We start from the raw sequence: 20933 nt of genomic DNA on the forward strand, positions 1-20933 counted from the left end.
TGCGCTGAACAGAGGAACACGGCAATGGCAGACGGCAAGACTATCGATGATGGCGGCTTAGCCTTCACCGGCAAAAGATGGGAGCAGGTCGGAACGGTTGCCGATCATGGGTTTGACGATGACACCCCAACCTTCGACTTCGTTCCTCACCCTGGCATGACGCTCCGCGACTGGTTCGCCGGTCAGGCGTTGGCTGGAGAGTTTGCCGCCCAGAACGATATTACAGGCGAAATCACTAACAACACATCTGACGAATGGATGCTGGATCGCGCAAAGGCGCTCTATCGCATGGCGGATGCCATGATTGCCGCGCGGAAAGGCGGTGCAGCATGACCACACGCGATCTCCAAATCCAATACCTCACCCCCATCGAAGGAAACTGGTTCATTCCCGATGCTCAGATAGCCGTACTCGGGTTCAAGCTGGTCAAGGACGATCTCCGTCACCAGCACCACGACATGCGGGAGCGTAAGAGGGCCAAGGCTAGACGTTGCGGGACGGCCGATGTCACGCGGGTTCCGGAAATCGAGGTGCGTCATGTCTGAGACAAAGCACACCAAAGGTCCTTGGCGCGTTGAGGATGGCACAACTTTAGTATGGGGCGATTGTAATCCAGATGACCTCACGACTTATGGAATGGGTTATCCAGTTGCAGAATGCCGCATCACTCCTTGTGCTTCATGGGCGAAGGGCCCGCGAAAATACGAAGAAGCTGAGGCCAATGCCTATCTGGTCGCCGCCGCTCCTGCGCTTCTTGAGTGCCTAAAAGACGCTCGCAGCCAGCTTTCCGACCAAGAGAAAATTGATCTTGTCTATATCGATGAGGTCATCGCGAAAGCGGAGGGCCGCTCATGACCGACATTCAAGCCCGCGTTGCCGACATCAACAGACGCGCCAAGGCAGCCCAAGCAGCTCGTGACCGGCAGTTCTGGTCGATCATCGCCTACATCTGGATCGTGGCTATCGGCGCTGTCATTGCGGCCTATTCCCTGCCCCGAGCCGACTTCGTCTTCCACCAGCAAATTTTAGCCGAGCAGGAGAATGTTCGACATGGGTGAGATCATTGACCCTAAGGGCTCTGAAAAGTCGATCGGCAATTTGGCTGGTGGGATTATTGGAGCCATTGCTGCAAAGCGGGCCGAGAAGAACGGCGAACGCGTCTGGGACGGCAAGACCATTACCGAGAACGGCGTCTATGCCGGCATCAGCCTGGATGACTACCATGGTAAGACCGATCTGCTCGATGGCCCTTCTGTGTCGAAGAGCGCCTTGAAATGGCTCATCCCGACGCATGGCGGCTCACCTAAGGCCTTCTGGGGCCGCTGGCAATGGAACAAGGATCATGTTGATCCGAAGACCACGGACGCCCTTGATTTTGGGAAAGCCACGCATTGCCTCTTGCTCGGCGATGAGGTTTTCAAGGACCGGTTCATCGTCCGCCCAGATCACCGCATTGAGGATATGGGCCTTCCTGAAAAGGACAGGCGCGCTTGGAACGCCAATGCCAACGACTGCAAGGCATTCCTTGCAGATGCACAAAAGAAGAAGCTCACGGTCATCACGACCGACCAGTTCGACCGTATTCGTCGCATTCATGCCGACGCCAGCAAGTATCCGTTGGTCAAGGAAGGCATCCTGAACGGCAGGATCGAGCGGTCCATGCTCTGGAAAGATCCGGAAACCGGGATTTGGCTTCGCGCCCGACCTGACGTGATCCCGAAAGCCGATGGCGTCTATGCTGATCTGAAAACGGCGGGCAAGTTCGATGAGGACTTCCTGGAGCGCCAGATTTTCGAAGCCGGTTACTATTTGCAAGCCGCAATCACTCGCATGGTCTGCCGTGGGCTCAACATGCCCTTCGACACATTCGCTCTTCTCTACGTCCTGAACGATGAAGTCCCCGACACGGGACATGGCGAGATCGATCAATTCGATATCGACCGCGGCGAGAAGGCTGTTCGCTGGTGCCTTCGCACGATCCGCCGTTGCCTTGATACGGGCGAATGGCCGGGCGTTCAGCCCTTCAATGACGGCGAGCGCCGAATCCAGATGAAGACCTGGAGCAAGGAGCGCCTTGATCACTTCCTAGACGCCGAAGATCACCGAGAGGTTGCATAACGATGAACCAAGTCGCCACGCTTGAAGAGCGCAGGATCACGCCGTCCCAACAGTTTCGAATTGAACTGGACAAGATGAGCGACCAGTTCATTGCGGCTCTTCCATCTCATATCAAACCCGAGAAATTCCAGCGTGTCGTTATGACCGCCGTCATTTCTGACCCTGCCGTTTTAAGAGCTGATCGCAAGTCGCTCATGGAAGCCGCCATCCGCGCCGCTCAAGACGGCTTGCTGCCTGATAAGCGCGAAGGTGCGTTTGTTGTCTTCGGCAATATCGTTCAGTGGATGCCTATGGTCGGAGGTATCATCAAGCGGGTCCATCAGTCTGGCGATATCAAGATGCTCACGGCTCGCGTCGTCTATGGTGGTGATCATTTTCGCACATGGATTGATGATACCGGCGAGCATATCGAATACGAGCCGGCCGAAGATCAGGACACGTCAATCATTCGACGCGTCTTCGCTATGGCGACCACCACCGATGGCGCCGTCTATGTCGAGCCCCTTTCCGCGAAAGACGTCGAGAAGATCCGGAACGTCTCAAGAAGCAAGAACAAGGGTCCTTGGGCTGACTGGTGGGAGGAGATGGCAAAGAAGTCGGCAATCCGACGCCTCGCCAAGCGCCTGCCGCTCTCGGTCGACATTCATGACCTTATCCAGCGCGACAATGCCATGTTCGATCTGGCGCAGGACGCAGAGCCGAGATTGAGCGTTAGTGATCGTCTCAAGGCTGCACGCAATATCACATCAGAGCATCAGGACGAGCGTGAAGGCTTCGACGCCTCATTCGTTCAGCCCGAGACCGAGAGCGCCCTGACCGGCGAAATCCTGCCCAACACCACCGAATCCGGCTCATCTGTCCCCTCTCCTGAGCCGGTAACCGCAGAGGATGTGCCCTTAGCCTCTGCCGCGTCCGACAGCTTATCCCCTGAGTTGTCGGACGCCCTCCCTTCCGAGAATGATAGGCTGATCAAATATGCCGGCGATATCCTCAGGCTCGCAGCTACGAACGGCATTTCCCTTGATGCTCTAAGGGTTGTTGACAAGGAATGGGCAGCCGAAATCAAGAAGATGTCCGAACAGGGCGTCGCTAGGGCCCGCGCGATCAGTGATTCATCTAGGGCGGTCTTCAACGATCCGGCTCGGCTCGACGGCATCCTGGATCATTATGCCGAGATGCTGGAATGCTCCGTTGAGGAGATCGGAGGTGCGGCATGAATTTTGACCTCACCAAACCGTGCGCTCAATGCCCGTTCCGAAATGATCGCCGCGGATACCTTCACCCAGAGCGCGTTATCGAGATCACTGACGCGCTGCTGAACGACCAGACGTTCCAGTGCCATAAGACGATCCATAAGGGCGCTCCGCAGCACTGCTCTGGAGCCTTGATCTTCCTTGAGGCCAACGAACGCCCAAATCAGCTGATGCGGATCATGGAACGTCTCGGTGCCTATGATCGCAAGAAGCTCGACATGGACTCTCCTGTCTTCACCGATGCGGATGAAATGGCTGAACATCACGGGAGCGCGTCATGATCGCCTCTACTATCGCCTATGCCATGACAGCCTTTTTCTTGCTGCTAGCCATCAGTGGCTTTTGGATGCTCGGCACAGACAGGGAGCCAACTGGCCAGACTGATACGTTTGTAGCGGGCTCCGTGGCATGTCTATTCCTCGCTTGGGCATGCGCTTGGCTGGGAGGGATCTAATGGCCTGGCGCATCGAAACCACCAACTTCACCCCGACGCCAAAGAAGCGACCGGCCAAGCGCGCCGATTACCTTAAATTCCTCCACGAATTGCCTTGTGTCGTCACCGGCAATTACGGCGTGCAGGCTGCCCACATCTCCTATCAGGACACTTGGTACGGCCACTACGGAAGAGGGAAAGGCACCAAGGCGCCCGACCGATTCGCATTGCCCCTCTGCCCCGAACAGCACGATTTGCAACATAGTTGCAAGCTCGGGACTGAGCGCGAGTACTGGCTTGCCAAGGGGATCAACCCTCACGAACTAGCTAACACCCTTTGGGGCATCTTCAGCGACTACGCCTACGATGAGGCCGTTGCTCGCTGCACGGCTCGGATCAACCAAGGCTTGGCCCTGTCCGGCCGTCTCAGAGAGAGGATAGAGCAATGAATCTGATGCCAGAGCTAATCGAAACGATAGCAAAGATTATTGCATTTGCCGGACGCAGTAAGAATGACGCCTCCGTCGATGCCGATGAATTCTGGTGGCGCACGAAAAAGGCTGGGAAGGAGCGATATCTTGCGATGGCCTCTGCCGCCCTTGCGCTGCTACCGGGCGAGCCGGACGGCTGGATATGGGAAGACGAGTTCACCTGCGAGCCTGATGTTTATCAAACATGGGTTGAAGCAGGAAGGGAAGCGACACCCTTCTATTTCACTCCCCACCTCTCAGTAGATAGAGAGGCGCTACTGGAAGAAGCACGGGAAGCGCTGGACAAGATAGCAAAAGCGCCTGCATGGGGTGCGCCCGAGCGGTGGGAAACGACACCAGCCGAAGTGCGACAGCTTGCTCGCGCCATTGTCGACAAGATCGAGAAAGGAGTCGGGCGATGAGCAATAACTATCGCGCCGAACAAGTCGTCTGCATCAGCGGATGGGAGTGTGGGACCGAGATCGAGTTGATGATGGTCGTGAATTTCACGGTCTATCCCGGCTCAAAGGCTACCCAGATCGATCCAGCGGAAGAGCCGACCGCTGAAGTCGATAGTGTTCGCTTCTTCGACGGCAAAGACGAACTGACGCTGCCGTGGTCGATCAGCGACCGATTCACCAATGCCGACGGGTTTCAGTCCTGGCTTCTATCGGAAGCGGCGGAACAGCATCAGGCAGCCGTTGAGGATGCCGCCGAGGCTCGTGCCGAGGAGATGCGCTTGGAGAGACGGTCATGACGGAAGCTCAATTATACGCCGAAGCCAGCCGCATCATCCAGATCGCGATGGGCAAAGAGAAAGTCAGCCGAGGACGCGGGCGCAAGGCCGTTACCAACTGGAGAGCCGATGAAGACCCGCTGGCATATTGGTGTGGCGTCGAAGCCATCGTTTCACTTGTCGATCTCGGCACCCTCCGCGCCAAGCTCTCTCAGGAGAAGAAAAATGACCTATAATCAAGCCGCTGAGACTACCGTAGACGATCACCTGCGCAGCATGCTTAGCCTGATGAAGCGCGGGGCAAGAGTAAGCCTTACGGATATCCCGAATGATCCGACATTCCTGAGTTCGCATATTGGTGGCGGCACTGCGCAGGCAATTTCGGAGAAGATCGAACGTCTTTTAGCGGTTTCCGCCTCCCCCTCCGATGCTGAACGGCATGAGAGGGCGGTACCGGAACCGATCGGCTATGCGAGCGACTACGGGTTGGAGAAGCTCGCCAGCAAGGCGCATTGGTACTGCCTTTCCGTCTCGAAAGCCAAGGAAAAAGAGTACGTTCACCCCATTTACGCCGCCCCACCCCCCCCCGCAGCGGTGCAAGAGCCGGTGGCCGTGAAGGTGATACTTGATCAAGTCGCCGAGATGCTTCGCGTCTATGAGCTTGATCATGCGCATGTTCTAAATGATGAACTAGCGAATCTGATGGCGATCGCCAGGCAGTTTCGCTCCGCTCTCTCCCCCTCCCAAAGCGACCCCGCACCCGAGATAGCCGCGCTTAGGGAGGAGAACGAGCGGTTGCGGATGGCGCTGGGTGATGCTGAACAGGAATTCAATACAATCTCATGCGAAGGCGTTACTGAGACGAGAAGCGTTTCGGATGCTTTGGATCGTGCCAAGTTCTTTGCCGATCGTGGAGCAATTTCTGCCCGCGCCGCCCTCTCAGAGGCACAGGAGGGACGGAAGTAGATGGCGAAGCTCAATCCATACATCAGAATTATCCGGGCCGCGAACAGAGGAGGTACCGTTCGCCTAACGCGACAAGAAGTCTGGCATTTGGCTCAAGACAGTTCAATTGCAACGGTGGCAGCCATAACGGGACAAAGAGAGACTTGTGAAAACGGGTCATTCTTCATCACTAAATCCGGCTTCATCGATAAGGACTCCTCCCAATGACCACACCACACGATAAGGCTTTGGACCCGTGCCCGTTCTGCGGAAGTTCTGATATCAGATTTACTCTTCATCGTGGCGCAGGCGGGAGATATCACTACGGCGATGATGTTTGGAGCATGTGCTGCTACGAATGCGGCGCATCTGTTCCGAATAGATACAATGATCATGGTCGACAGTTAATGGTTGACGCTTGGAACCGTCGCGCCCCTCTCTCTGTAGCTGGGAAAGGGGATGGGTGGATGCCGATCGAGACAGCGCCGAAGGACGGAACGCCGATCCTCGCTATCTATCAATGGCAGGGTAAGCCGCGCTTCATGGTTATCAGACGCCACCTGGAGCATCCCTGGTGGATGGCGGATCACGACAGCTACATCAAACATGACGACAGCAAGGATACCCATCGGAACTTCGGCTTCACCCATTGGCGTCCTCTCCCCGCTCCACCCTCCCTACAGTCTGATACGGAGGGAGAAATCCATGGCTGACATCATTGAGAGCCTGCGTTCCATGACTGAGCCGGCTGGATTTCATAGTTACCATGATAACGGTGTCCGCATCTTAGAGATGACATGCAAACCAAACTCTACGGCGCATGAGGCAGCCGATGAGATTATCAGTCTCCGTGCCGAACGAGACGCCTCCAAGGCCCTGTGCGACGAGATGGCGAAGGAAATCGAGCGCCTACGTGATGCGAACCGAAAGCTTCATCGCCGTGCCCAACTCGGTGAAGGACTTTTCGCAACCGTCAAGTTCGATCTGGAAATGTGGATTACCACACTCTCATCGCCACCACGCGACACTTCCTCATGGCTCTTCAGATATGCCCTTCGGCATATGGAGCGCGCTGTCGGCCGATATCACCAAAAAATCGAGCAAGCCGGGAATACCAGTTCACAGGAGATCTTGAATGGTTGACAAGAAAACAGCCGTCCTTGATTTGCTGCGCCTCAGGGCGAAGACGATGAACGGGGCTCATCCAGTTGGAGCCGGCGATGGCAAAACCTATGTCCCAAATTACTACGGGTCGAGTGATCAACGGCTCGATCGGCAGGCGATTGAGGTGATCGAAGAGCTTGAGGCCAAGCTTGCTGAGGCCGAGGGTTTCGCAATGATAGTTCGGAAGGCAAATGGTGATCTTTCAGATTTGCTGATCGAAAATGGCATATTGGTTCCTCAAAGGCCGACGATGGAAGATATCCTTCGCGAGCAATTGGAAAATCCAAACTCTCCTCGTCTTCCCAAATCCTCTTATGCAAATCGGTCAGAGGGCGGCTTTGTATCTAACGCAAAGGGAGATGAAAATGGCTGACGCTTTGGAAGAGCTGAAGGTGATCGGCCTTCACATGCACACCACCAGCAAAGCTCTGAATAGGGCCATTCGAGAGATACAGCGCTTACAGGCACAGAATGCGACCATCCGTTGCGAGACGATTGAAGAAGCTGCCAAGGTCGCTGAACGCCTCGGCAGCCCTCTCGTTCGCGGAGAATCTGGGCCCGAATATGTCAACGGCAACTGCGATATTGCGGCCGCCATCCGCTCCCTTGCTAAGGCAAAGGAGGCGGACCATGGCTGACATGCTCTCCAAGGCCATCCAGATCGCGGCCTATTGGCACGCCGGGCAGGTCGACAAGAGTGGCGCTCCATACATCCTGCATCCGCTCCGCGTCATGATGTCGGTGGAAGGCGAGACGGACAAGATCGTCGCCGTGCTCCATGATGTCTTGGAAGATACGGAGCTGACGGCGGATGATCTGCGGGCGCATAAATTCTCGTCCGAGATCCGAGAGGCGGTGCAGGCCCTCACCCGTCAGACCGGCGAGGACTATTTCGATTTCATCGCCAGGATCATACCCAATCCGATCGCTCGACGGGTAAAGCTTGCCGACATCGCCGACAATCTATCTCCGGCTCGATCCAGCGGCTTGAACATGAAGCTTGAGGCTCGCTACCAGCGGGCTCGTCATATCCTGCTCGGCACACTCAAGCCCCAGTCAGAATCCGCCCCAAATCCATTGCAAGAACAAAATGCCAACATAGGCAAGGAGGGAAAATGACAAAGAATGAACGTCTTCGCCTAGCGCGGTCGAACGCCGGGTTCGCATCAGCCTCTGCTGGCGCATTAGCGGTTGGCGTCACGACGTCAACATATATTCATCATGAAAACGGTACGCGCGATTTCGATGAACAGAAAGCGCTCATCTACGGGAAATACTTTAGTGTCGATCCTTCATGGATACTCTTTGGAGACCGTGAACCGGATCGGAAGCCGTCTGCTCTGCCCGATGGGAACCGCTATGATTATGGCACCCATGAATGCCTGGATCGGACCTACCTTGTCATGGAGATGTTCAGCTACGTCTCAGAGCACCCACAAGTGAAGGCAAACCCACAGTGGACGGAGATGGCCGAAAAGGCTCATCACGCGCTATGGGAGCTTTATCAGGCGATTGGGGCGACATCCGGCGATGAAGCAAAGGAGGGCGCGTGACAGCCTCCGCATTGTTCCAACCGGCGAAGCGAGTCCGTGCGTCTGAGCGCGCGATGCGCATTGCGTTGAAGGTCTTGCAGGATTCTGGCGTGTCTGTGGAAAAGGTGTGTGTAAGCGGTGGACAAATCGAGATCCACTGCGGGCACGTTGAAGGTTCGCAACCCTCACAAGATCATGGAGGCCCCGAAGATTGGTGAGGGCTTACATGCAAATCAAATTTCCCGGGCTAATACGGCAGGATTTGCCGTCAGGCTCGGTTATCTATCGCGTGCGGCCAAAGGGGCAACACAGCAAGCGCATTCAGATCTTTGCTACGCCGGGCGATGAGGATTTCAGTCGTCAATATCATCTAGCGCGTCGTGGCATAAAGCCGGACAAACTGAAAAAACCGTCTGAAGAGGCAATGCCTCAGACCATCGGATGGCTGGTACATACCTATTTCGAATATCTGGACGAGCGTGTTAAGGCCAAAACCACGAGCGCTAAGACACTCAAGAAAAAGAAGAACCTTCTCAATCGGTTGCTCAAAACTCCTGATAAAAAGATGCAGATTCCCCGAGAGAAACTGATCGAGATGCAGGATGCTATGGGATCAACGCCGGCTCAAGCCGACGCGTTCATTGAAGCGGTTGGCGTCATGTTCGATTGGGCGGTTGATCGCAAGTATCTCAAGGAAAACACGGCCCGCGGCATAAAGTCAGTCTACCGTAAGGGTGACGGGGCAACGCCGTGGAAAGCCGCAGACGTGAAAGCCTTTTTTGCGAAGCACAAGGCTGGCTCTACGCCTCACGTCGCAATGTCTGTCCTACTGTGGACTGGCTGCCGCATCGAAGACCTGACGCTACTGGGGAGAGCGCATGAAGTCGTCATTGATGGCGTGGATGCCCTTCGCTGGATCCCGTTGAAAAAGGGATCGTCAGAGGTTTGCATCCCCTTGCTAGACCCTTTGCGGGCGGCCGTGCGAGCACCAACCGTCCTAGGGAGTACATACGTCATCCGGCGCGGCGCAAAAGCCTATGCGAGCGGCGACGCTATGTCAGCGATGTTTAAGCGATGGTGTGTTGACGCCGAGATCGGACATCTATCAGCCCATGGCGTGAGAAAGGGTCTTGCTGAGGTTTTGGCAGAGCTTGGCTGTAGCCAATACGAGATAATGGCGATTCTCGGTCACTCGGAAGCCAAGACGAGCGAGGTCTACACGCGCCGAGTTGAGCGCTGGAACCTAGCCAAAACTGCACTTGCAAAGGTGGGGAAATTTGGCGACTGGGGATGATTTTGGTCCAATGCTTACAAAACGTTGGACCATTATCACAGTCAAATGCCTGTATTACAGGCTCTCCAAAAAGGAGAATGGTGCGGTCGAGAAGACTCGAACTTCCACGGGTTGCCCCACAGCGACCTCAACGCTGCGCGTCTACCAATTCCGCCACGACCGCATCGTGGTAGGGCCGAATTGCTCCGGCGCGGCTGCATGTAGCAAAAGCATTCGGGGGGCACAAGAGCGATGTGTCAGTTTTTTTAAATTCCTTCACAGCTCCTCGAACCACCAGTCCCGAATTGTCGAAGAAGCGCCGTAGATGTTTGAATTTCCGTCCGAATACCTCCATATGTGGACAAACGTCGGCGCACTGGATTTCCTGTATGAGTGGTCTGCCGGATTGGCGCAAAGGACTGCCAGATGCTTCGCACCGAACTCTCACATCAAATGTTTCCCTCGCAAGGCACCCCGCCGGTACGCTGGCGCATCGCCGATGGCCTTGTGCCCTATGACGAAGCGGTGGCGACCATGGAAGCCGAAGTAGCCGCCATTGCCGACGGTCGTTCGCCGGAACTCGTCTGGCTGGTCGAGCACCCTCCTCTTTATACGGCCGGCACCAGCGCCAATGCGGCTGACCTCATAGAGCCGGATCGCTTTCCGGTCTTCGCCACCGGGCGTGGCGGTGAATACACCTATCACGGGCCGGGTCAGCGCGTTGCCTATGTCATGCTCGATCTGAAGTGTCGGCGGCAGGATATCCGCGCTTTCGTGGCCTCTCTCGAAGAGGTCATCATCCGCACCCTCGAATCGATGAACGTACGCGGTGAGCGGCGCGAGGATCGTGTCGGTGTCTGGGTGAAGCGTCCGGAGCGGCCGGCGCTGCCTGACGGAACCATGGCCGAGGACAAGATTGCCGCCCTTGGTATTCGCGTGCGCAAATGGGTGACGTTTCACGGCCTCTCGCTGAACGTCGACCCCGATCTCGGCCATTTCACCGGCATCGTCCCCTGCGGGATCTCCGCCTATGGCGTGACCAGCCTCGTCGACCTCGGTCTGCCCGTCATGATGGCGGATGTCGATATCCGCCTCCGCGAAGCTTTCGAGCAGGTGTTCGGCGAAACCGTCAACGACGCTTAATGCGCGATGTCCTTGCTGACATTGCGCAGCCGGATCTGATGATCGAGCCGTTCGATCTGGCTGGTCGTCGCTTCGATCAGCCGGCCGATTTCCTGATGGGCAGACCGTAGTCGCGAAAGTTCATTTCTCACGGCCACCAGCGCCCGTTCATCGCTGTCGTCGCCTGGCCCGTCGCCGGTTCCGGTCATCAACCAGGCGGGCGAGACGCCAAAAAGATCCGACATCTTGATCAGAGTGGATGGCGCGGGTTCGGAGCGATCGGATTCCCACGCAAGCATCGTTTCCTCGCTGACGCCAAGCTTGTTCGCCAGCGTCTCGAGATTGATGCCGGCGGCATCACGCGCCATGGAGAGCCGGCCGCCCAAGGTATCGCCGCCCTCGTCCGAAAAAACGGTCGTCTCTTGTTCGGTCTTGAACATCGGTGCGATCCCTTTCCTGGCCGCGCCGACGAATTCATGCGCGGCGCCTATCTGTTTTAGCCGTTTCCAAAAGCACAGATAGGTCTATGGGCGTCATCTCGCCACCATGATCTGTCCCAAATGGAAAAGTGCGCCCTCGTCCGCCGTCATCCCCGCGGTTTTGAATTCCGCCGCTGATCGCTTCTTGATTGCACGCCGTTCCTGTGTTTGATGACAGTCCATGTCCGTCGCCTCAGCCGCTCCCAGCCAGCAAAATCCGCTTCAAGGCATGACGATCATGGCAAGCGCCATGATCATGCTGCCGATGATGGATGCGATCGCCAAATACATGGCGAGTTTCGAGGGCATGTCACCGGGCCAGGTGACATTCTACCGCTTCTTCTTCCAGCTCGTGTGCATGCTGCCGCTTCTGGCGACGATTTCCGGCCGTGCTGCCTTCTCGGCGAAACGCCCCTGGCTTAATCTTTTGCGCGGCGCCCTGCATGGAGCCGCAAGTCTGCTCTTTTTCGCGGCCGTCAAATACATGCCGCTCGCCGACGTCTTCGCGATCTATTTCGTCGAGCCGTTCATGCTGACGGCGCTTTCCGCCGTATTTCTCGGCGACAAGGTGGGGTGGCGGCGCTGGCTTGCCATCGCCATCGGTTTCGGCGGCGCGATGATCGTCATCCAGCCGAGTTTCGAGATTTTCGGGTTGAAGGCCCTGCTTCCGGTCGCCTGCGCCTTTCTCTACGCGCTCTATCTGTTCATGAACCGCGCCGTCGGCGAAGCCGATTCGCCAATGACGATGCAGATCATGGCGGGCGTGGGCGGCACATTGTTCATGACCTTCGCCCTGTTTACAGGCGCCTCGGCAGGCATTGCCGATTTCGAACCGTCCCTGCCCGCCTCGGCGCTCGGTCTCGTGCTTCTGCTGATCCTGGGTTCGATCTCCGGCTACGCGCACATGCTCGTCGTCAGGGCCTTCCGGCTGGCGCCCCTGTCGTTGCTCGCACCGTTCCAGTATTTCGAGATCATCTCGGCGACGATCCTCGGTTATGCGATCTTTGGCGATTTTCCCAATTTTTCCAAATGGATCGGCATCGCCATCATTGTCGGTTCTGGACTCTTCATCATCTGGCGGGAGCGCGTGCAGTCGCGATCGGAGAATTTGAGGTAGGTGCGGATATCTTGCGCATGGACCGGCGGCCCGGTTTGTGGCTAAAACACTGAGACAGCAGACATATTGGGCGGAGATTGCATGTTCAAGAAAATCCTGATCGCCAATCGCGGCGAGATCGCTTGCCGCGTGATCAAGAGCGCGCGCCGGATGGGCATCCTGACGGTCGCCGTCTACTCGGATGCCGACCGCGATGCCCTGCATGTCGAAATGGCCGATGAATCAGTCCATATTGGCCCGGCTCCGGCTGCGGAAAGCTATCTCATCGCCGATAAGATCATCGCCGCCTGCAAGGAGACCGGGGCGGAAGCGGTCCATCCGGGTTACGGCTTTCTTTCCGAGCGCTCATCCTTCTGCGCGGCGCTGGAAAAGGAAGGTATTGTCTTCATTGGCCCGAAGCCGAAGGCGATCGAAGCCATGGGCGACAAGATCGAATCGAAGAAATTCGCCAATGCCGCCAAGGTCTCCACCGTGCCGGGCCATCTCGGCATCATCGAGGATGGCGATCACGCCGAGAAGATCGCGGGCGAGATCGGTTATCCCGTCATGATCAAGGCCTCCGCCGGCGGCGGCGGCAAGGGCATGCGCATCGCCTGGAGCAAGGACGAGGTGCGCGACGGCTTCGACCGGGCCCGCTCCGAGGCGAAGAGCTCCTTTGGCGACGACCGCGTCTTCATCGAGAAATTCGTCGTCGACCCCCGCCACATCGAAATCCAGGTACTGGCCGACGGTCACGGCAATGTCGTCTATCTCGGCGAGCGTGAATGCTCCATCCAGCGCCGGAACCAGAAGGTCGTGGAAGAAGCGCCCTCGCCGTTCCTCGATGAGGCAACGCGGAAAGCCATGGGCGAACAATCCGTGGCCCTTGCCAAGGCTGTCGACTACCAGAGCGCCGGCACCGTCGAGTTCATCGTCGATCGCGACAGGAATTTCTATTTTCTTGAAATGAATACCCGCCTGCAGGTCGAACACCCAGTGACCGAGCTCGTGACCGGCATCGACCTGGTCGAGCAGATGATCCGTGTTGCGTTCGGTGAAAAGCTGCCTTTCAAACAGGAAGACATCAAGCTCAACGGCTGGGCCGTCGAAAGCCGTCTCTATGCGGAAGACCCCTATCGCAATTTCCTGCCCTCGATCGGCCGCCTGACGCGTTATCGTCCGCCACGCGAGGGGAAGCGCGGCAAGTCCATCGTCCGCAACGACACCGGCGTCTTCGAGGGTGCCGAGATTTCCATGTATTACGACCCGATGATCGCCAAGCTCTGCACCTGGGCTCCGTCCAGGCTGGAGGCGATCGAGGCCATGGGCGAAGCGCTGGATGGCTTCGTCGTCGACGGGATCGAGCACAACATGCCGTTCCTCTCGGCATTGATGAAGCATCCGCGCTGGCGCGAGGGGCGCCTTTCCACCGGCTTCATCGCCGAGGAATATCCGGAAGGCTTTGCGCCGGCAGCACCGGATGAGAATCAGGCCGCGGTGCTTGCAGCCGTCGCCCTCTCCTGCAGCCTGATCGAATCGGGCCGCCGCGAACGTTACGCCGACCGTCTGCGCCCAGCGGCAGGCCCGCTGCGGGACGAATGGGTCGTCAAGCTCGGCACCGACTATCTGCCCGTGACATTGCTTGAGGGCGTGGTGACCATCCCCTTCGAGATGGACATGCGGATTGGCGACGAGACTGCGACGGTCGCAACCGACTGGCGGCCTGGCGATGCCGTATGGGTCGGCAGCGTCGGCAATCGCAAGCTGACAGCACAGATCCGCCCATTGCTGAATGGCCTGCGCATCGATTGGCAGGGCATTTCGGTGCGGCTGAAAGTCTTCACGCCCCGCCAGGCGGAACTCGATAGGCTGATGCCCATCAAATTGCCGCCGGATACGTCCAAGCTTCTGCTCTGCCCCATGCCCGGCCTGGTCGTCGCCATTGCGGTTGCCGAGGGCCAGGAGGTCAAAGCGGGAGAGACGCTTGCCATCGTCGAAGCAATGAAGATGGAAAACGTCCTGCGCGCCGAGCGTGACCTGGTTGTCAGCAAGATCAATGCCAAGGCGGGTGAAAGCCTGGCGGTCGATGCTGTCATTATGGAATTTGCTTGATCAAAATCCGGCATTGATTTCACTTGAGGCGTCCCGTACGCCCATGCCAATGTCGTGCGAACCAAAATCATTGCAGGAAGGGATGAGACGATGGATGTACGTGCTGCGGTAGCAGTTCAGGCTGGCAAGCCGCTTGAGGTGATGACGGTTCAGCTGGAGGGTCCGAAGGCCGGCGAAGTGCTGATCGAGGTGAAGGCGACAGGCATCTGCCACACCGACGACTTCACCCTCTCGGGCGCCGATCCTGAGGGCCTGTTCCCCGCCATCCTCGGCCACGAGGGCGCCGGCATCGTCGTCGATGTCGGTCCGGGCGTTACCTCGGTGAAGAAGGGCGATCACGTCATTCCGCTTTACACGCCGGAGTGCCGCGAATGCTATTCCTGCACCTCGCGCAAGACCAACCTCTGCACCTCGATCCGCGCAACCCAGGGCCAGGGCCTCATGCCGGATGGCACGTCGCGTTTCTCGATCGGCAAGGACAAGATCCATCACTACATGGGCTGTTCAACCTTCGCCAACTTCACCGTGCTGCCCGAGATCGCGCTTGCCAAGGTCAATCCGGACGCCCCGTTTGACAAGATCTGCTATATCGGCTGCGGCGTCACGACAGGCATCGGCGCCGTCATCAACACCGCCAAGGTCGAAATCGGCTCGACCGCGATCGTCTTCGGTCTCGGCGGCATCGGCCTCAATGTGCTTCAAGGCCTGCGCCTTGCCGGCGCGGACATGATCATCGGCGTCGATATCAACAATGACCGCAAGGCCTGGGGCGAAAAGTTCGGCATGACCCACTTCGTCAATCCGAAGGAAGTCGGTGATGACATCGTGCCCTATCTCGTCAACTTGACGAAACGCAACGGCGACCTGATCGGCGGTGCTGACTACACGTTCGACTGCACGGGTAACACCAAGGTCATGCGGCAGGCGCTGGAAGCCTCGCATCGCGGCTGGGGCAAATCCATCATCATCGGTGTCGCCGGCGCTGGCCAGGAAATCTCTACCCGTCCGTTCCAGCTGGTCACCGGCCGCAACTGGATGGGCACCGCTTTCGGTGGCGCGCGTGGCCGCACCGATGTACCTAAGATCGTCGACTGGTACATGCAAGGCAAGATCCAGATCGATCCGATGATCACCCACACCATGCCGCTCGAAGACATCAACAGGGGCTTCGAGCTGATGCATTCCGGCGAAAGCATCCGGGGTGTCGTGGTCTACTAAGGCCGAGGAATTGCATGCGGTATACAAGAAATATACCGCATGCATCTGAAAAGATTTGATTTAATGATCTATGTCGATGCAGACGCCTGCCCGGTAAAGCCGGAAATCCTGAAGGTTGCCGAACGCCACGGCATCGAAGTAACACTTGTCGCCAATTCCGGATTGCGCCCGTCGCGGGATCCGATGGTGAAGAACATCATCGTCTCCAGCGCCTTTGATGCGGCCGATAACTGGATCGCCGAGCATGCCGGTCCGGGAGATATCGTCGTCACCGCCGACGTGCCGCTCGCCGGGCGCTGCGTCGCCACCGGCGCGCTGGTGACCGGACCGACAGGTCGAGTGTTTGACGTTACCAATATCGGCATGGCGACCGCGATGCGCGATCTCGGCGCACATCTTCGCGAAACCGGCGAGAGCAAGGGATACAACGCCGCCTTCTCGCCGCGCGACCGCTCCGCCTTCCTGGAAACCTTTGACCGGCTCTGCCGGCGTGCAAAAGCACATCAATCATCGCCTGGAGATCAGTCTTGAACATCATTTCCCAGAACACCGCCTTTGGCGGCATGCAGGGCGTCTTTTCGCACGAGTCGGACGCCTGCAAATGCGAAATGACCTTCGCTGTCTTCGTGCCGCCGCAGGCAATCAAGGAGCCGCGCCCGGTCCTCTGGTATCTCTCCGGCCTCACCTGCACGCACGCAAATGTCATGGAGAAAGGCGAATATCGCCGCATGGCCGCCGAGCTCGGCCTGATCATCGTCTGCCCGGACACCAGCCCGCGCGGCAATGACGTGCCGGATGAACTGACCAACTGGCAGATGGGCAAGGGCGCGGGCTTCTATCTCGACGCCACCGAGACGCCCTGGGCCGAAAATTATCGGATGTACAGCTACATCACCGAAGAACTGCCAGCGCTCATTGCCAAGCAGTTCCGCGTCGATATGAGCCGCCAGGGCATTTTTGGCCATTCCATGGGCGGCCACGGCGCAATGACGATCGCACTGAAGAATCCGGATCGCTTCAAGAGCTGCTCCGCTTTTGCACCGATCGTCCAGCCGTCGACGGCTGACTGGTCCGCGCCGGCCTTGGAGAAGTATCTCGGTGCCGACAAAATGGCCTGGAGGCAGTACGACGCCTGCTCTCTCGTCGAAGACGGCGCCCGCTTCCCGGAGTTCCTGATCGATCAAGGCAAGGCCGACAGTTTCCTCGAAAACGGCCTGCGCCCCTGGCTGTTCGAAGAGGCCATCAAGGATACCGGCATCGGTCTGACGCTGCGCATGCACGAACGCTACGACCACTCCTACTATTTCATTTCCAGCTTCATGGACGATCATCTGAAATGGCACGCCGAGCGGCTAGCGTGAAACGGGTGGCATGGCAGCCATGCACTCAAAAGCTTGAAAAACGCCGGTAACAGAGGCATATAGAAAACGCGCAGACGACTGCGGCGGCCGATATCGATTGATCGGCCGTAAGCATCCGCGGGGACGGCCTCGCTCTTAACAAAGGAGCGTAAAATGGCCTGGTTTCTGCTTTTTCTTGCAGGTCTGTTCGAAATTGGCTGGGCGGTTGGCCTCAAATATACCGACGGCTTCACGCGGCTGACGCCGACAGTCCTCACTGTCATATCGATGATCATCAGCATCACGCTGCTGGGCCTTGCGGTAAAGACCCTGCCCATGGGCACGGCCTACGCCGTCTGGACGGGCATCGGCACGGTCGGCACCGTGCTGCTCGGCATATGGCTGCTTGGCGATCCCGCGACCCTGGTCCGCCTCACCTGCATCGGCCTGATCGTGGCCGGCATTGCCGGCCTCAAATTCGTCGCCTGACGAACCCTCGGTCATCGGCGCTGGCGATTGTCCAGCGCCCACTCTCCCGCACCGGCAAACACCAGAAACAGGAAGATGAAGCAGAACAGCACTGCGCCATCGCCCTGATTGTTCGCCGGGAAGAAATTGATCGGCATATGGACTGTGAAATAGGCGATCGCCATCTCGCCGCTGAGCAGAAAAGCGACGGGGCGGGTAAAGAGACCGATCAGAATGAGGATGCCGCCAACAAGCTCCATAACGGCCGCGACGAAAAATAATGTCGTGATTTCATAGGGTGCTGGCGGAAAGCCGAAGAGCTTTTGCGTGCCGTGTTCGATGAACAAGATAGCCGTGACAATTCGCAGGACCGCGAGTGCTGCAGGCTGATAAGGCGACAAACGTTCGGAAAGGGACATGAGGATCTCCGTTCGAAGGGGATGCGAACGAGATCCTGTCACAATGCTCTCGTTCCGCCGACTATGGGGTCAACACGCGAGAGACAGATTTATTCACCGGGCTCAGCCAAGGACCGAGCCCGGCATCTATGTGCTTACTTCTTGTTGTTGTCGATCGCCAGAAGGCCGGGGCCAGCGAAGATCAGGAACAGGAAGATGAAGCAATAGAGGATGGCCGCATCACCGCCATTGTTGACCGGGAAGAAATTCTTCGGGTAATGCGCCATGAAATAGGCAACCGCCATATTGCCGCAAAGGATGAATGCGACCGGACGGGTAAAGAAGCCGACAATCGTCGCCAAACCGCCGACGAGCTCGATGATACCCTGAACCAGGATCAGGGTTGGCAACGGGCTTGGGAACTGACCACCGGGCGGGAAGCCGAAAAGCTTCTGCACGCCATGTTCGATGAACAACACGCCGGTGACGACACGCAATACAGTAAGAGCATAGGGCTGATATTGGTTCAGCCGATCGGAAAGCGCCATTTTAGACTCCAGTTTTAACTCCCCCAGGACAAAGCATTAGAGTGCACGCCGGCGAACGGGAAAACACGGATTCTGACGTCCAATCAATTTTCCGTGTAAAATCCGTGGCTTGTTGTCACATACTCACAATGGAATGTTGTCGTGTTTCTTCCAGGGATTGGTCAGGTCCTTGTTGCGCAGCATCTTCAACCCTTGCGCCAACCGCCGGCGCGTGGAGCGTGGCATGATCACCTCATCGATGTAGCCGCGCTCGGCAGCAACGAAGGGCGACAGGAAACGGTCCTCATACATCTTGGTATGGGCCGCGATCTTCTCGGGATCGGCAATATCCTTGCGGAAGATGATCTCGACCGCGCCCTTGGCACCCATGACGGCAATCTGCGCCGTCGGCCATGCATAGTTGAGATCGCCGCGCAGATGCTTCGACGCCATGACGTCATAGGCGCCGCCAAAGGCCTTGCGGGTGATGACTGTCAGTTTCGGCACGGTGGCCTCGGCATAGGCGAACAGCAGCTTGGCGCCATGCTTGATAAGCCCGCCATATTCCTGCGCCGTTCCCGGTAGAAAGCCCGGTACGTCGACGAAGGTGACGAGCGGAATATTGAAGCAATCACAGAAGCGGACGAAACGTGCGGCCTTGCGCGACGCATCGCTGTCAAGCACGCCGGCCAGCACCATCGGCTGGTTGGCGACGAAACCGACCGTCGCACCTTCGATCCGGCCGAAGCCGCAGACGATATTCTTTGCGAAGCTCTCCTGGATCTCGAGGAAATCGCCCTCGTCCGCCACCTTCAGGATCAGCTCCTTGATGTCGTAGGGTTTGTTGGCATTGGCCGGGATCAGCGTGTCGAGCGAGGTATCGGGCTCAGTGACGGATTGATAGCACTCGATCTCCGGAAGTGCTGATGTGTTTGACTGCGGCAGGAAATCGATGAGGTGGCGCACCTGCAGCAGCGTGTCGACGTCATTGTCGTAGGCCGCATCGGCGATCGAGGATTTTGTCGTATGCACCGACGCGCCGCCGAGCTGTTCGGAAGTCACTGTCTCATTGGTGACCGTCTTCACCACATCCGGCCCGGTGACGAACATGTAGGATGTGTCGCGGACCATGAAGATGAAATCGGTCATGGCGGGCGAATAGACGTCACCGCCGGCACAAGGCCCCATGATCACGGAAATCTGTGGGATGACACCGGAAGCGAGCACGTTGCGCTGAAATACCTCGGCATAGCCACCAAGTGCGGCCACGCCTTCCTGGATACGGGCGCCACCGGCATCGTAGATACCAATGATGGGCGCGCGATTCTTCAGCGCCATGTCCTGTACTTTGGTGATCTTTTCCGCATGTGCCTCTGAAAGAGATCCGCCGAAGACAGTGAAATCCTTGGCAAAAATGAAAACGGTGCGACCGTTGACGGTGCCCCAGCCGGTAACGACGCCGTCGCCGGCGATCTTGCTCTTGTCCATGCCGAAATCGGTCGAGCGATGTTCGACGAACATGTCGAATTCCTCGAAGGAGCCTTCATCGAGAAAGATATCGATGCGCTCACGCGCCGTCAGCTTGCCGCGCGCATGCTGCGCGTCGATGCGCACCTGGCCTCCACCCAGTCTTGCGACTTCGCGACGGCGTTCCAGTTCCTGCAGGATTTCCTTCATGCGGCCCTCTCTCCCTTACTGCTCGGGCTTAGCATGCCGCAAGCCTTCCTTGAAGCTATCAGCTTATTCCGCCAGCCGAGGCATGGTCAGCGAAAAGATGGAGCGGACGCGCGCGGCGATATCTTCCGCCAGTAGCTCGTCGGCCGTGGCCGGATCGGGCGCGACCGTTCTGATCTCAAAGGACGCCATGGCTATGACGGAGCCGCCGTTCTGCTCGGCTGCATCGATATTGACCTTCGCGCTGCTGCGATCGCGATTGAAACCGCGCGCCTTGCGAACATCGGTCAGCCGGATGGTGATGGCGACAGGCGGCAACGCCGCATTATGGGTCGTGGCAGCGATCGAGGCATTTACGCGATCATTGACGGCTGCAATCAACGCTGGCGAAACGGGCGGCAAGGCCTGATCGGCCACCACGGTCGAGCTGCGAACGTCATAGGTCGGAGGAGGAGGATCAACGGACCAGCTGGAGCACGCCGCCAGAGCCAAACATCCTACGAGCGCCGACACGGCTCTCGACCTCGACAACAACATGATCCCTGCCCCGACTTCCCAATCTGCAAGATACGAAG

31 protein-coding genes, 1 tRNA gene and 1 pseudogene are annotated in these 20933 nt (G+C 57.8%); 27 read left to right on the top strand and 6 right to left on the bottom strand.

Going from position 1 to position 20933, the window contains the following annotated elements; genetic code table 11:
• The first annotated feature begins 24 nt into the window (after positions 1 to 24).
• From A6U86_RS05640 to A6U86_RS05730, 20 genes and pseudogenes are all read left to right on the top strand, one after another.
• A complete protein-coding gene (locus A6U86_RS05640; protein ID WP_068387056.1) occupies positions 25 to 333 on the top strand; it encodes a hypothetical protein in 309 nt (102 codons plus the stop codon).
• Entirely contained in the window at positions 330 to 545 is a 216-nt protein-coding gene (locus A6U86_RS05645) for a hypothetical protein (protein WP_068387059.1), read from the top strand. The genes A6U86_RS05640 and A6U86_RS05645 overlap by 4 nt, the downstream gene beginning before the upstream one ends.
• A complete protein-coding gene (locus A6U86_RS05650; RefSeq protein ID WP_141683641.1) occupies positions 538 to 855 on the top strand; it encodes a hypothetical protein in 318 nt (105 codons plus the stop codon). Before A6U86_RS05645 ends, A6U86_RS05650 begins: the two co-directional genes overlap by 8 nt.
• The gene (locus A6U86_RS05655) at positions 852 to 1058 is read left to right on the top strand and encodes a hypothetical protein (RefSeq protein WP_068387065.1); all 207 of its coding nucleotides are present in this window, start codon (positions 852 to 854) and stop codon (positions 1056 to 1058) included. The genes A6U86_RS05650 and A6U86_RS05655 overlap by 4 nt, the downstream gene beginning before the upstream one ends.
• Positions 1051 to 2118: a PD-(D/E)XK nuclease-like domain-containing protein gene (locus tag A6U86_RS05660; RefSeq protein WP_158008732.1), complete on the top strand. Its 1068-nt coding sequence runs from the start codon at positions 1051 to 1053 to the stop codon at positions 2116 to 2118. The genes A6U86_RS05655 and A6U86_RS05660 overlap by 8 nt, the downstream gene beginning before the upstream one ends.
• Positions 2119 to 2120: 2 nt before the next feature.
• Complete coding sequence (locus A6U86_RS05665) at positions 2121 to 3335, top strand: recombinase RecT (protein ID WP_068387070.1); 1215 nt, start codon at positions 2121 to 2123, stop codon at positions 3333 to 3335.
• On the top strand, positions 3332 to 3652 hold the full coding sequence (locus A6U86_RS05670) for a DUF6283 family protein (protein WP_068387073.1): 321 nt from the start codon (positions 3332 to 3334) through the stop codon (positions 3650 to 3652). The genes A6U86_RS05665 and A6U86_RS05670 overlap by 4 nt, the downstream gene beginning before the upstream one ends.
• 172 nt (positions 3653 to 3824) lie before the next feature.
• The gene (locus A6U86_RS05675) at positions 3825 to 4253 is read left to right on the top strand and encodes a DUF968 domain-containing protein (protein ID WP_068387076.1); all 429 of its coding nucleotides are present in this window, start codon (positions 3825 to 3827) and stop codon (positions 4251 to 4253) included.
• Positions 4250 to 4696 carry a hypothetical protein gene (locus A6U86_RS05680; RefSeq protein ID WP_141683642.1) on the top strand — a complete coding sequence of 149 codons (447 nt, stop codon included), beginning with the start codon at positions 4250 to 4252 and terminating at the stop codon, positions 4694 to 4696. Before A6U86_RS05675 ends, A6U86_RS05680 begins: the two co-directional genes overlap by 4 nt.
• Positions 4693 to 5031, top strand: a complete 339-nt coding sequence (locus A6U86_RS05685; RefSeq protein WP_068387082.1) for a hypothetical protein — start codon at positions 4693 to 4695, stop codon at positions 5029 to 5031. Before A6U86_RS05680 ends, A6U86_RS05685 begins: the two co-directional genes overlap by 4 nt.
• Positions 5028 to 5246 (top strand): hypothetical protein, encoded by a 219-nt coding sequence (locus tag A6U86_RS05690; protein WP_068387084.1) that lies wholly within the window; start codon positions 5028 to 5030, stop codon positions 5244 to 5246. Before A6U86_RS05685 ends, A6U86_RS05690 begins: the two co-directional genes overlap by 4 nt.
• Positions 5236 to 5976: a hypothetical protein gene (locus A6U86_RS05695; RefSeq protein ID WP_068387087.1), complete on the top strand. Its 741-nt coding sequence runs from the start codon at positions 5236 to 5238 to the stop codon at positions 5974 to 5976. The genes A6U86_RS05690 and A6U86_RS05695 overlap by 11 nt, the downstream gene beginning before the upstream one ends.
• Before the next feature lie 203 nt (positions 5977 to 6179).
• Positions 6180 to 6377: pseudogene (locus A6U86_RS36130) on the top strand (Lar family restriction alleviation protein); the annotation flags it as partial.
• A gap of 45 nt (positions 6378 to 6422) precedes the next feature.
• Entirely contained in the window at positions 6423 to 6668 is a 246-nt protein-coding gene (locus A6U86_RS35805) for a hypothetical protein (RefSeq protein ID WP_244509830.1), read from the top strand.
• The gene (locus A6U86_RS05705) at positions 6661 to 7098 is read left to right on the top strand and encodes a hypothetical protein (RefSeq protein WP_068387094.1); all 438 of its coding nucleotides are present in this window, start codon (positions 6661 to 6663) and stop codon (positions 7096 to 7098) included. Before A6U86_RS35805 ends, A6U86_RS05705 begins: the two co-directional genes overlap by 8 nt.
• Entirely contained in the window at positions 7091 to 7492 is a 402-nt protein-coding gene (locus A6U86_RS05710; protein WP_068387097.1) for a hypothetical protein, read from the top strand. The genes A6U86_RS05705 and A6U86_RS05710 overlap by 8 nt, the downstream gene beginning before the upstream one ends.
• Positions 7485 to 7757: a hypothetical protein gene (locus A6U86_RS05715; RefSeq protein WP_068387100.1), complete on the top strand. Its 273-nt coding sequence runs from the start codon at positions 7485 to 7487 to the stop codon at positions 7755 to 7757. The genes A6U86_RS05710 and A6U86_RS05715 overlap by 8 nt, the downstream gene beginning before the upstream one ends.
• Entirely contained in the window at positions 7750 to 8238 is a 489-nt protein-coding gene (locus tag A6U86_RS05720; RefSeq protein WP_198929024.1) for an HD domain-containing protein, read from the top strand. The genes A6U86_RS05715 and A6U86_RS05720 overlap by 8 nt, the downstream gene beginning before the upstream one ends.
• On the top strand, positions 8235 to 8672 hold the full coding sequence (locus A6U86_RS05725; RefSeq protein ID WP_068387104.1) for a helix-turn-helix transcriptional regulator: 438 nt from the start codon (positions 8235 to 8237) through the stop codon (positions 8670 to 8672). Before A6U86_RS05720 ends, A6U86_RS05725 begins: the two co-directional genes overlap by 4 nt.
• A 205-nt stretch (positions 8673 to 8877) precedes the next feature.
• Entirely contained in the window at positions 8878 to 9945 is a 1068-nt protein-coding gene (locus A6U86_RS05730; RefSeq protein ID WP_244509831.1) for a tyrosine-type recombinase/integrase, read from the top strand.
• 78 nt (positions 9946 to 10023) lie between these two features.
• Here the strand turns inward: A6U86_RS05730 and A6U86_RS05735 are convergent.
• Positions 10024 to 10108: transfer RNA gene (locus tag A6U86_RS05735), tRNA-Leu, on the bottom strand.
• A gap of 242 nt (positions 10109 to 10350) precedes the next feature.
• On the opposite strand from A6U86_RS05735, the gene lipB reads away from it, so the two are divergent.
• On the top strand, positions 10351 to 11067 hold the full coding sequence (lipB, locus tag A6U86_RS05740) for a lipoyl(octanoyl) transferase LipB (RefSeq protein WP_068387109.1): 717 nt from the start codon (positions 10351 to 10353) through the stop codon (positions 11065 to 11067).
• Here lipB and A6U86_RS05745 read toward each other — a convergent pair.
• Positions 11064 to 11486 carry a helix-turn-helix domain-containing protein gene (locus tag A6U86_RS05745; protein WP_068387113.1) on the bottom strand — a complete coding sequence of 141 codons (423 nt, stop codon included), beginning with the start codon at positions 11484 to 11486 and terminating at the stop codon, positions 11064 to 11066. The genes lipB and A6U86_RS05745 overlap by 4 nt on opposite strands.
• Before the next feature lie 220 nt (positions 11487 to 11706).
• On the opposite strand from A6U86_RS05745, the gene A6U86_RS05750 reads away from it, so the two are divergent.
• From A6U86_RS05750 to sugE, 6 genes are all read left to right on the top strand, one after another.
• A complete protein-coding gene (locus A6U86_RS05750; RefSeq protein WP_068387116.1) occupies positions 11707 to 12642 on the top strand; it encodes a DMT family transporter in 936 nt (311 codons plus the stop codon).
• An 81-nt stretch (positions 12643 to 12723) separates the two neighbouring features.
• The gene (locus A6U86_RS05755) at positions 12724 to 14733 is read left to right on the top strand and encodes an acetyl/propionyl/methylcrotonyl-CoA carboxylase subunit alpha (protein WP_068387119.1); all 2010 of its coding nucleotides are present in this window, start codon (positions 12724 to 12726) and stop codon (positions 14731 to 14733) included.
• 90 nt (positions 14734 to 14823) lie between these two features.
• Positions 14824 to 15951 carry an S-(hydroxymethyl)glutathione dehydrogenase/class III alcohol dehydrogenase gene (locus tag A6U86_RS05760; protein ID WP_068387122.1) on the top strand — a complete coding sequence of 376 codons (1128 nt, stop codon included), beginning with the start codon at positions 14824 to 14826 and terminating at the stop codon, positions 15949 to 15951.
• 63 nt (positions 15952 to 16014) lie between these two features.
• Positions 16015 to 16482, top strand: a complete 468-nt coding sequence (locus A6U86_RS05765; RefSeq protein ID WP_068387125.1) for a YaiI/YqxD family protein — start codon at positions 16015 to 16017, stop codon at positions 16480 to 16482.
• Entirely contained in the window at positions 16479 to 17312 is an 834-nt protein-coding gene (gene fghA, locus A6U86_RS05770) for an S-formylglutathione hydrolase (protein ID WP_068387128.1), read from the top strand. Before A6U86_RS05765 ends, fghA begins: the two co-directional genes overlap by 4 nt.
• Before the next feature lie 153 nt (positions 17313 to 17465).
• The gene (gene sugE, locus A6U86_RS05775) at positions 17466 to 17780 is read left to right on the top strand and encodes a quaternary ammonium compound efflux SMR transporter SugE (protein ID WP_068387130.1); all 315 of its coding nucleotides are present in this window, start codon (positions 17466 to 17468) and stop codon (positions 17778 to 17780) included.
• An 11-nt stretch (positions 17781 to 17791) separates the two neighbouring features.
• Here the strand turns inward: sugE and A6U86_RS05780 are convergent, their stop codons facing one another.
• The 4 genes from A6U86_RS05780 to A6U86_RS05795 all read right to left on the bottom strand — a co-directional run bounded on the left by A6U86_RS05780 (position 17792) and on the right by A6U86_RS05795 (position 20895).
• Complete coding sequence (locus A6U86_RS05780) at positions 17792 to 18178, bottom strand: DoxX family protein (protein WP_068387133.1); 387 nt, start codon at positions 18176 to 18178, stop codon at positions 17792 to 17794.
• 134 nt (positions 18179 to 18312) lie between these two features.
• Positions 18313 to 18705 carry a DoxX family protein gene (locus A6U86_RS05785; protein ID WP_068387136.1) on the bottom strand — a complete coding sequence of 131 codons (393 nt, stop codon included), beginning with the start codon at positions 18703 to 18705 and terminating at the stop codon, positions 18313 to 18315.
• Positions 18706 to 18828: 123 nt separating this feature from the next.
• Entirely contained in the window at positions 18829 to 20361 is a 1533-nt protein-coding gene (locus tag A6U86_RS05790) for an acyl-CoA carboxylase subunit beta (protein ID WP_068387139.1), read from the bottom strand.
• A gap of 63 nt (positions 20362 to 20424) precedes the next feature.
• Positions 20425 to 20895 (bottom strand): hypothetical protein, encoded by a 471-nt coding sequence (locus A6U86_RS05795; RefSeq protein WP_068387142.1) that lies wholly within the window; start codon positions 20893 to 20895, stop codon positions 20425 to 20427.
• Between the last annotated feature and the right edge of the window lie 38 nt (positions 20896 to 20933).

The sequence above is a fragment of the Rhizobium sp. AC27/96 genome (assembly GCF_001692325.1).
Lineage (GTDB): Bacteria > Pseudomonadota > Alphaproteobacteria > Rhizobiales > Rhizobiaceae > Rhizobium.

Coding starts and splice junctions, on each gene's coding strand:
- sugE (WP_068387130.1), top strand. CDS start 17,466: ATGGCCTGGTTTCTGCTTTTTCTTGCAGGTCTGTTCGAAATTGGCTGG.
- A6U86_RS05640 (WP_068387056.1), top strand. CDS start 25: ATGGCAGACGGCAAGACTATCGATGATGGCGGCTTAGCCTTCACCGGC.
- A6U86_RS05680 (WP_141683642.1), top strand. CDS start 4,250: ATGAATCTGATGCCAGAGCTAATCGAAACGATAGCAAAGATTATTGCA.
- A6U86_RS05750 (WP_068387116.1), top strand. CDS start 11,707: ATGTCCGTCGCCTCAGCCGCTCCCAGCCAGCAAAATCCGCTTCAAGGC.
- A6U86_RS05780 (WP_068387133.1), bottom strand. CDS start 18,178: ATGTCCCTTTCCGAACGTTTGTCGCCTTATCAGCCTGCAGCACTCGCG.
- A6U86_RS05785 (WP_068387136.1), bottom strand. CDS start 18,705: ATGGCGCTTTCCGATCGGCTGAACCAATATCAGCCCTATGCTCTTACT.
- A6U86_RS05755 (WP_068387119.1), top strand. CDS start 12,724: ATGTTCAAGAAAATCCTGATCGCCAATCGCGGCGAGATCGCTTGCCGC.
- A6U86_RS05760 (WP_068387122.1), top strand. CDS start 14,824: ATGGATGTACGTGCTGCGGTAGCAGTTCAGGCTGGCAAGCCGCTTGAG.
- A6U86_RS05765 (WP_068387125.1), top strand. CDS start 16,015: ATGATCTATGTCGATGCAGACGCCTGCCCGGTAAAGCCGGAAATCCTG.
- A6U86_RS05695 (WP_068387087.1), top strand. CDS start 5,236: ATGACCTATAATCAAGCCGCTGAGACTACCGTAGACGATCACCTGCGC.
- A6U86_RS05790 (WP_068387139.1), bottom strand. CDS start 20,361: ATGAAGGAAATCCTGCAGGAACTGGAACGCCGTCGCGAAGTCGCAAGA.
- A6U86_RS05720 (WP_198929024.1), top strand. CDS start 7,750: ATGGCTGACATGCTCTCCAAGGCCATCCAGATCGCGGCCTATTGGCAC.
- A6U86_RS05675 (WP_068387076.1), top strand. CDS start 3,825: ATGGCCTGGCGCATCGAAACCACCAACTTCACCCCGACGCCAAAGAAG.
- A6U86_RS05660 (WP_158008732.1), top strand. CDS start 1,051: ATGGGTGAGATCATTGACCCTAAGGGCTCTGAAAAGTCGATCGGCAAT.
- A6U86_RS35805 (WP_244509830.1), top strand. CDS start 6,423: ATGCCGATCGAGACAGCGCCGAAGGACGGAACGCCGATCCTCGCTATC.
- A6U86_RS05705 (WP_068387094.1), top strand. CDS start 6,661: ATGGCTGACATCATTGAGAGCCTGCGTTCCATGACTGAGCCGGCTGGA.
- lipB (WP_068387109.1), top strand. CDS start 10,351: ATGCTTCGCACCGAACTCTCACATCAAATGTTTCCCTCGCAAGGCACC.
- A6U86_RS05650 (WP_141683641.1), top strand. CDS start 538: ATGTCTGAGACAAAGCACACCAAAGGTCCTTGGCGCGTTGAGGATGGC.
- A6U86_RS05710 (WP_068387097.1), top strand. CDS start 7,091: ATGGTTGACAAGAAAACAGCCGTCCTTGATTTGCTGCGCCTCAGGGCG.
- A6U86_RS05645 (WP_068387059.1), top strand. CDS start 330: ATGACCACACGCGATCTCCAAATCCAATACCTCACCCCCATCGAAGGA.
- A6U86_RS05655 (WP_068387065.1), top strand. CDS start 852: ATGACCGACATTCAAGCCCGCGTTGCCGACATCAACAGACGCGCCAAG.
- A6U86_RS05665 (WP_068387070.1), top strand. CDS start 2,121: ATGAACCAAGTCGCCACGCTTGAAGAGCGCAGGATCACGCCGTCCCAA.
- A6U86_RS05745 (WP_068387113.1), bottom strand. CDS start 11,486: ATGTTCAAGACCGAACAAGAGACGACCGTTTTTTCGGACGAGGGCGGC.
- A6U86_RS05730 (WP_244509831.1), top strand. CDS start 8,878: ATGCAAATCAAATTTCCCGGGCTAATACGGCAGGATTTGCCGTCAGGC.
- A6U86_RS05670 (WP_068387073.1), top strand. CDS start 3,332: ATGAATTTTGACCTCACCAAACCGTGCGCTCAATGCCCGTTCCGAAAT.
- A6U86_RS05685 (WP_068387082.1), top strand. CDS start 4,693: ATGAGCAATAACTATCGCGCCGAACAAGTCGTCTGCATCAGCGGATGG.
- A6U86_RS05715 (WP_068387100.1), top strand. CDS start 7,485: ATGGCTGACGCTTTGGAAGAGCTGAAGGTGATCGGCCTTCACATGCAC.
- A6U86_RS05725 (WP_068387104.1), top strand. CDS start 8,235: ATGACAAAGAATGAACGTCTTCGCCTAGCGCGGTCGAACGCCGGGTTC.
- A6U86_RS05795 (WP_068387142.1), bottom strand. CDS start 20,895: ATGTTGTTGTCGAGGTCGAGAGCCGTGTCGGCGCTCGTAGGATGTTTG.
- A6U86_RS05690 (WP_068387084.1), top strand. CDS start 5,028: ATGACGGAAGCTCAATTATACGCCGAAGCCAGCCGCATCATCCAGATC.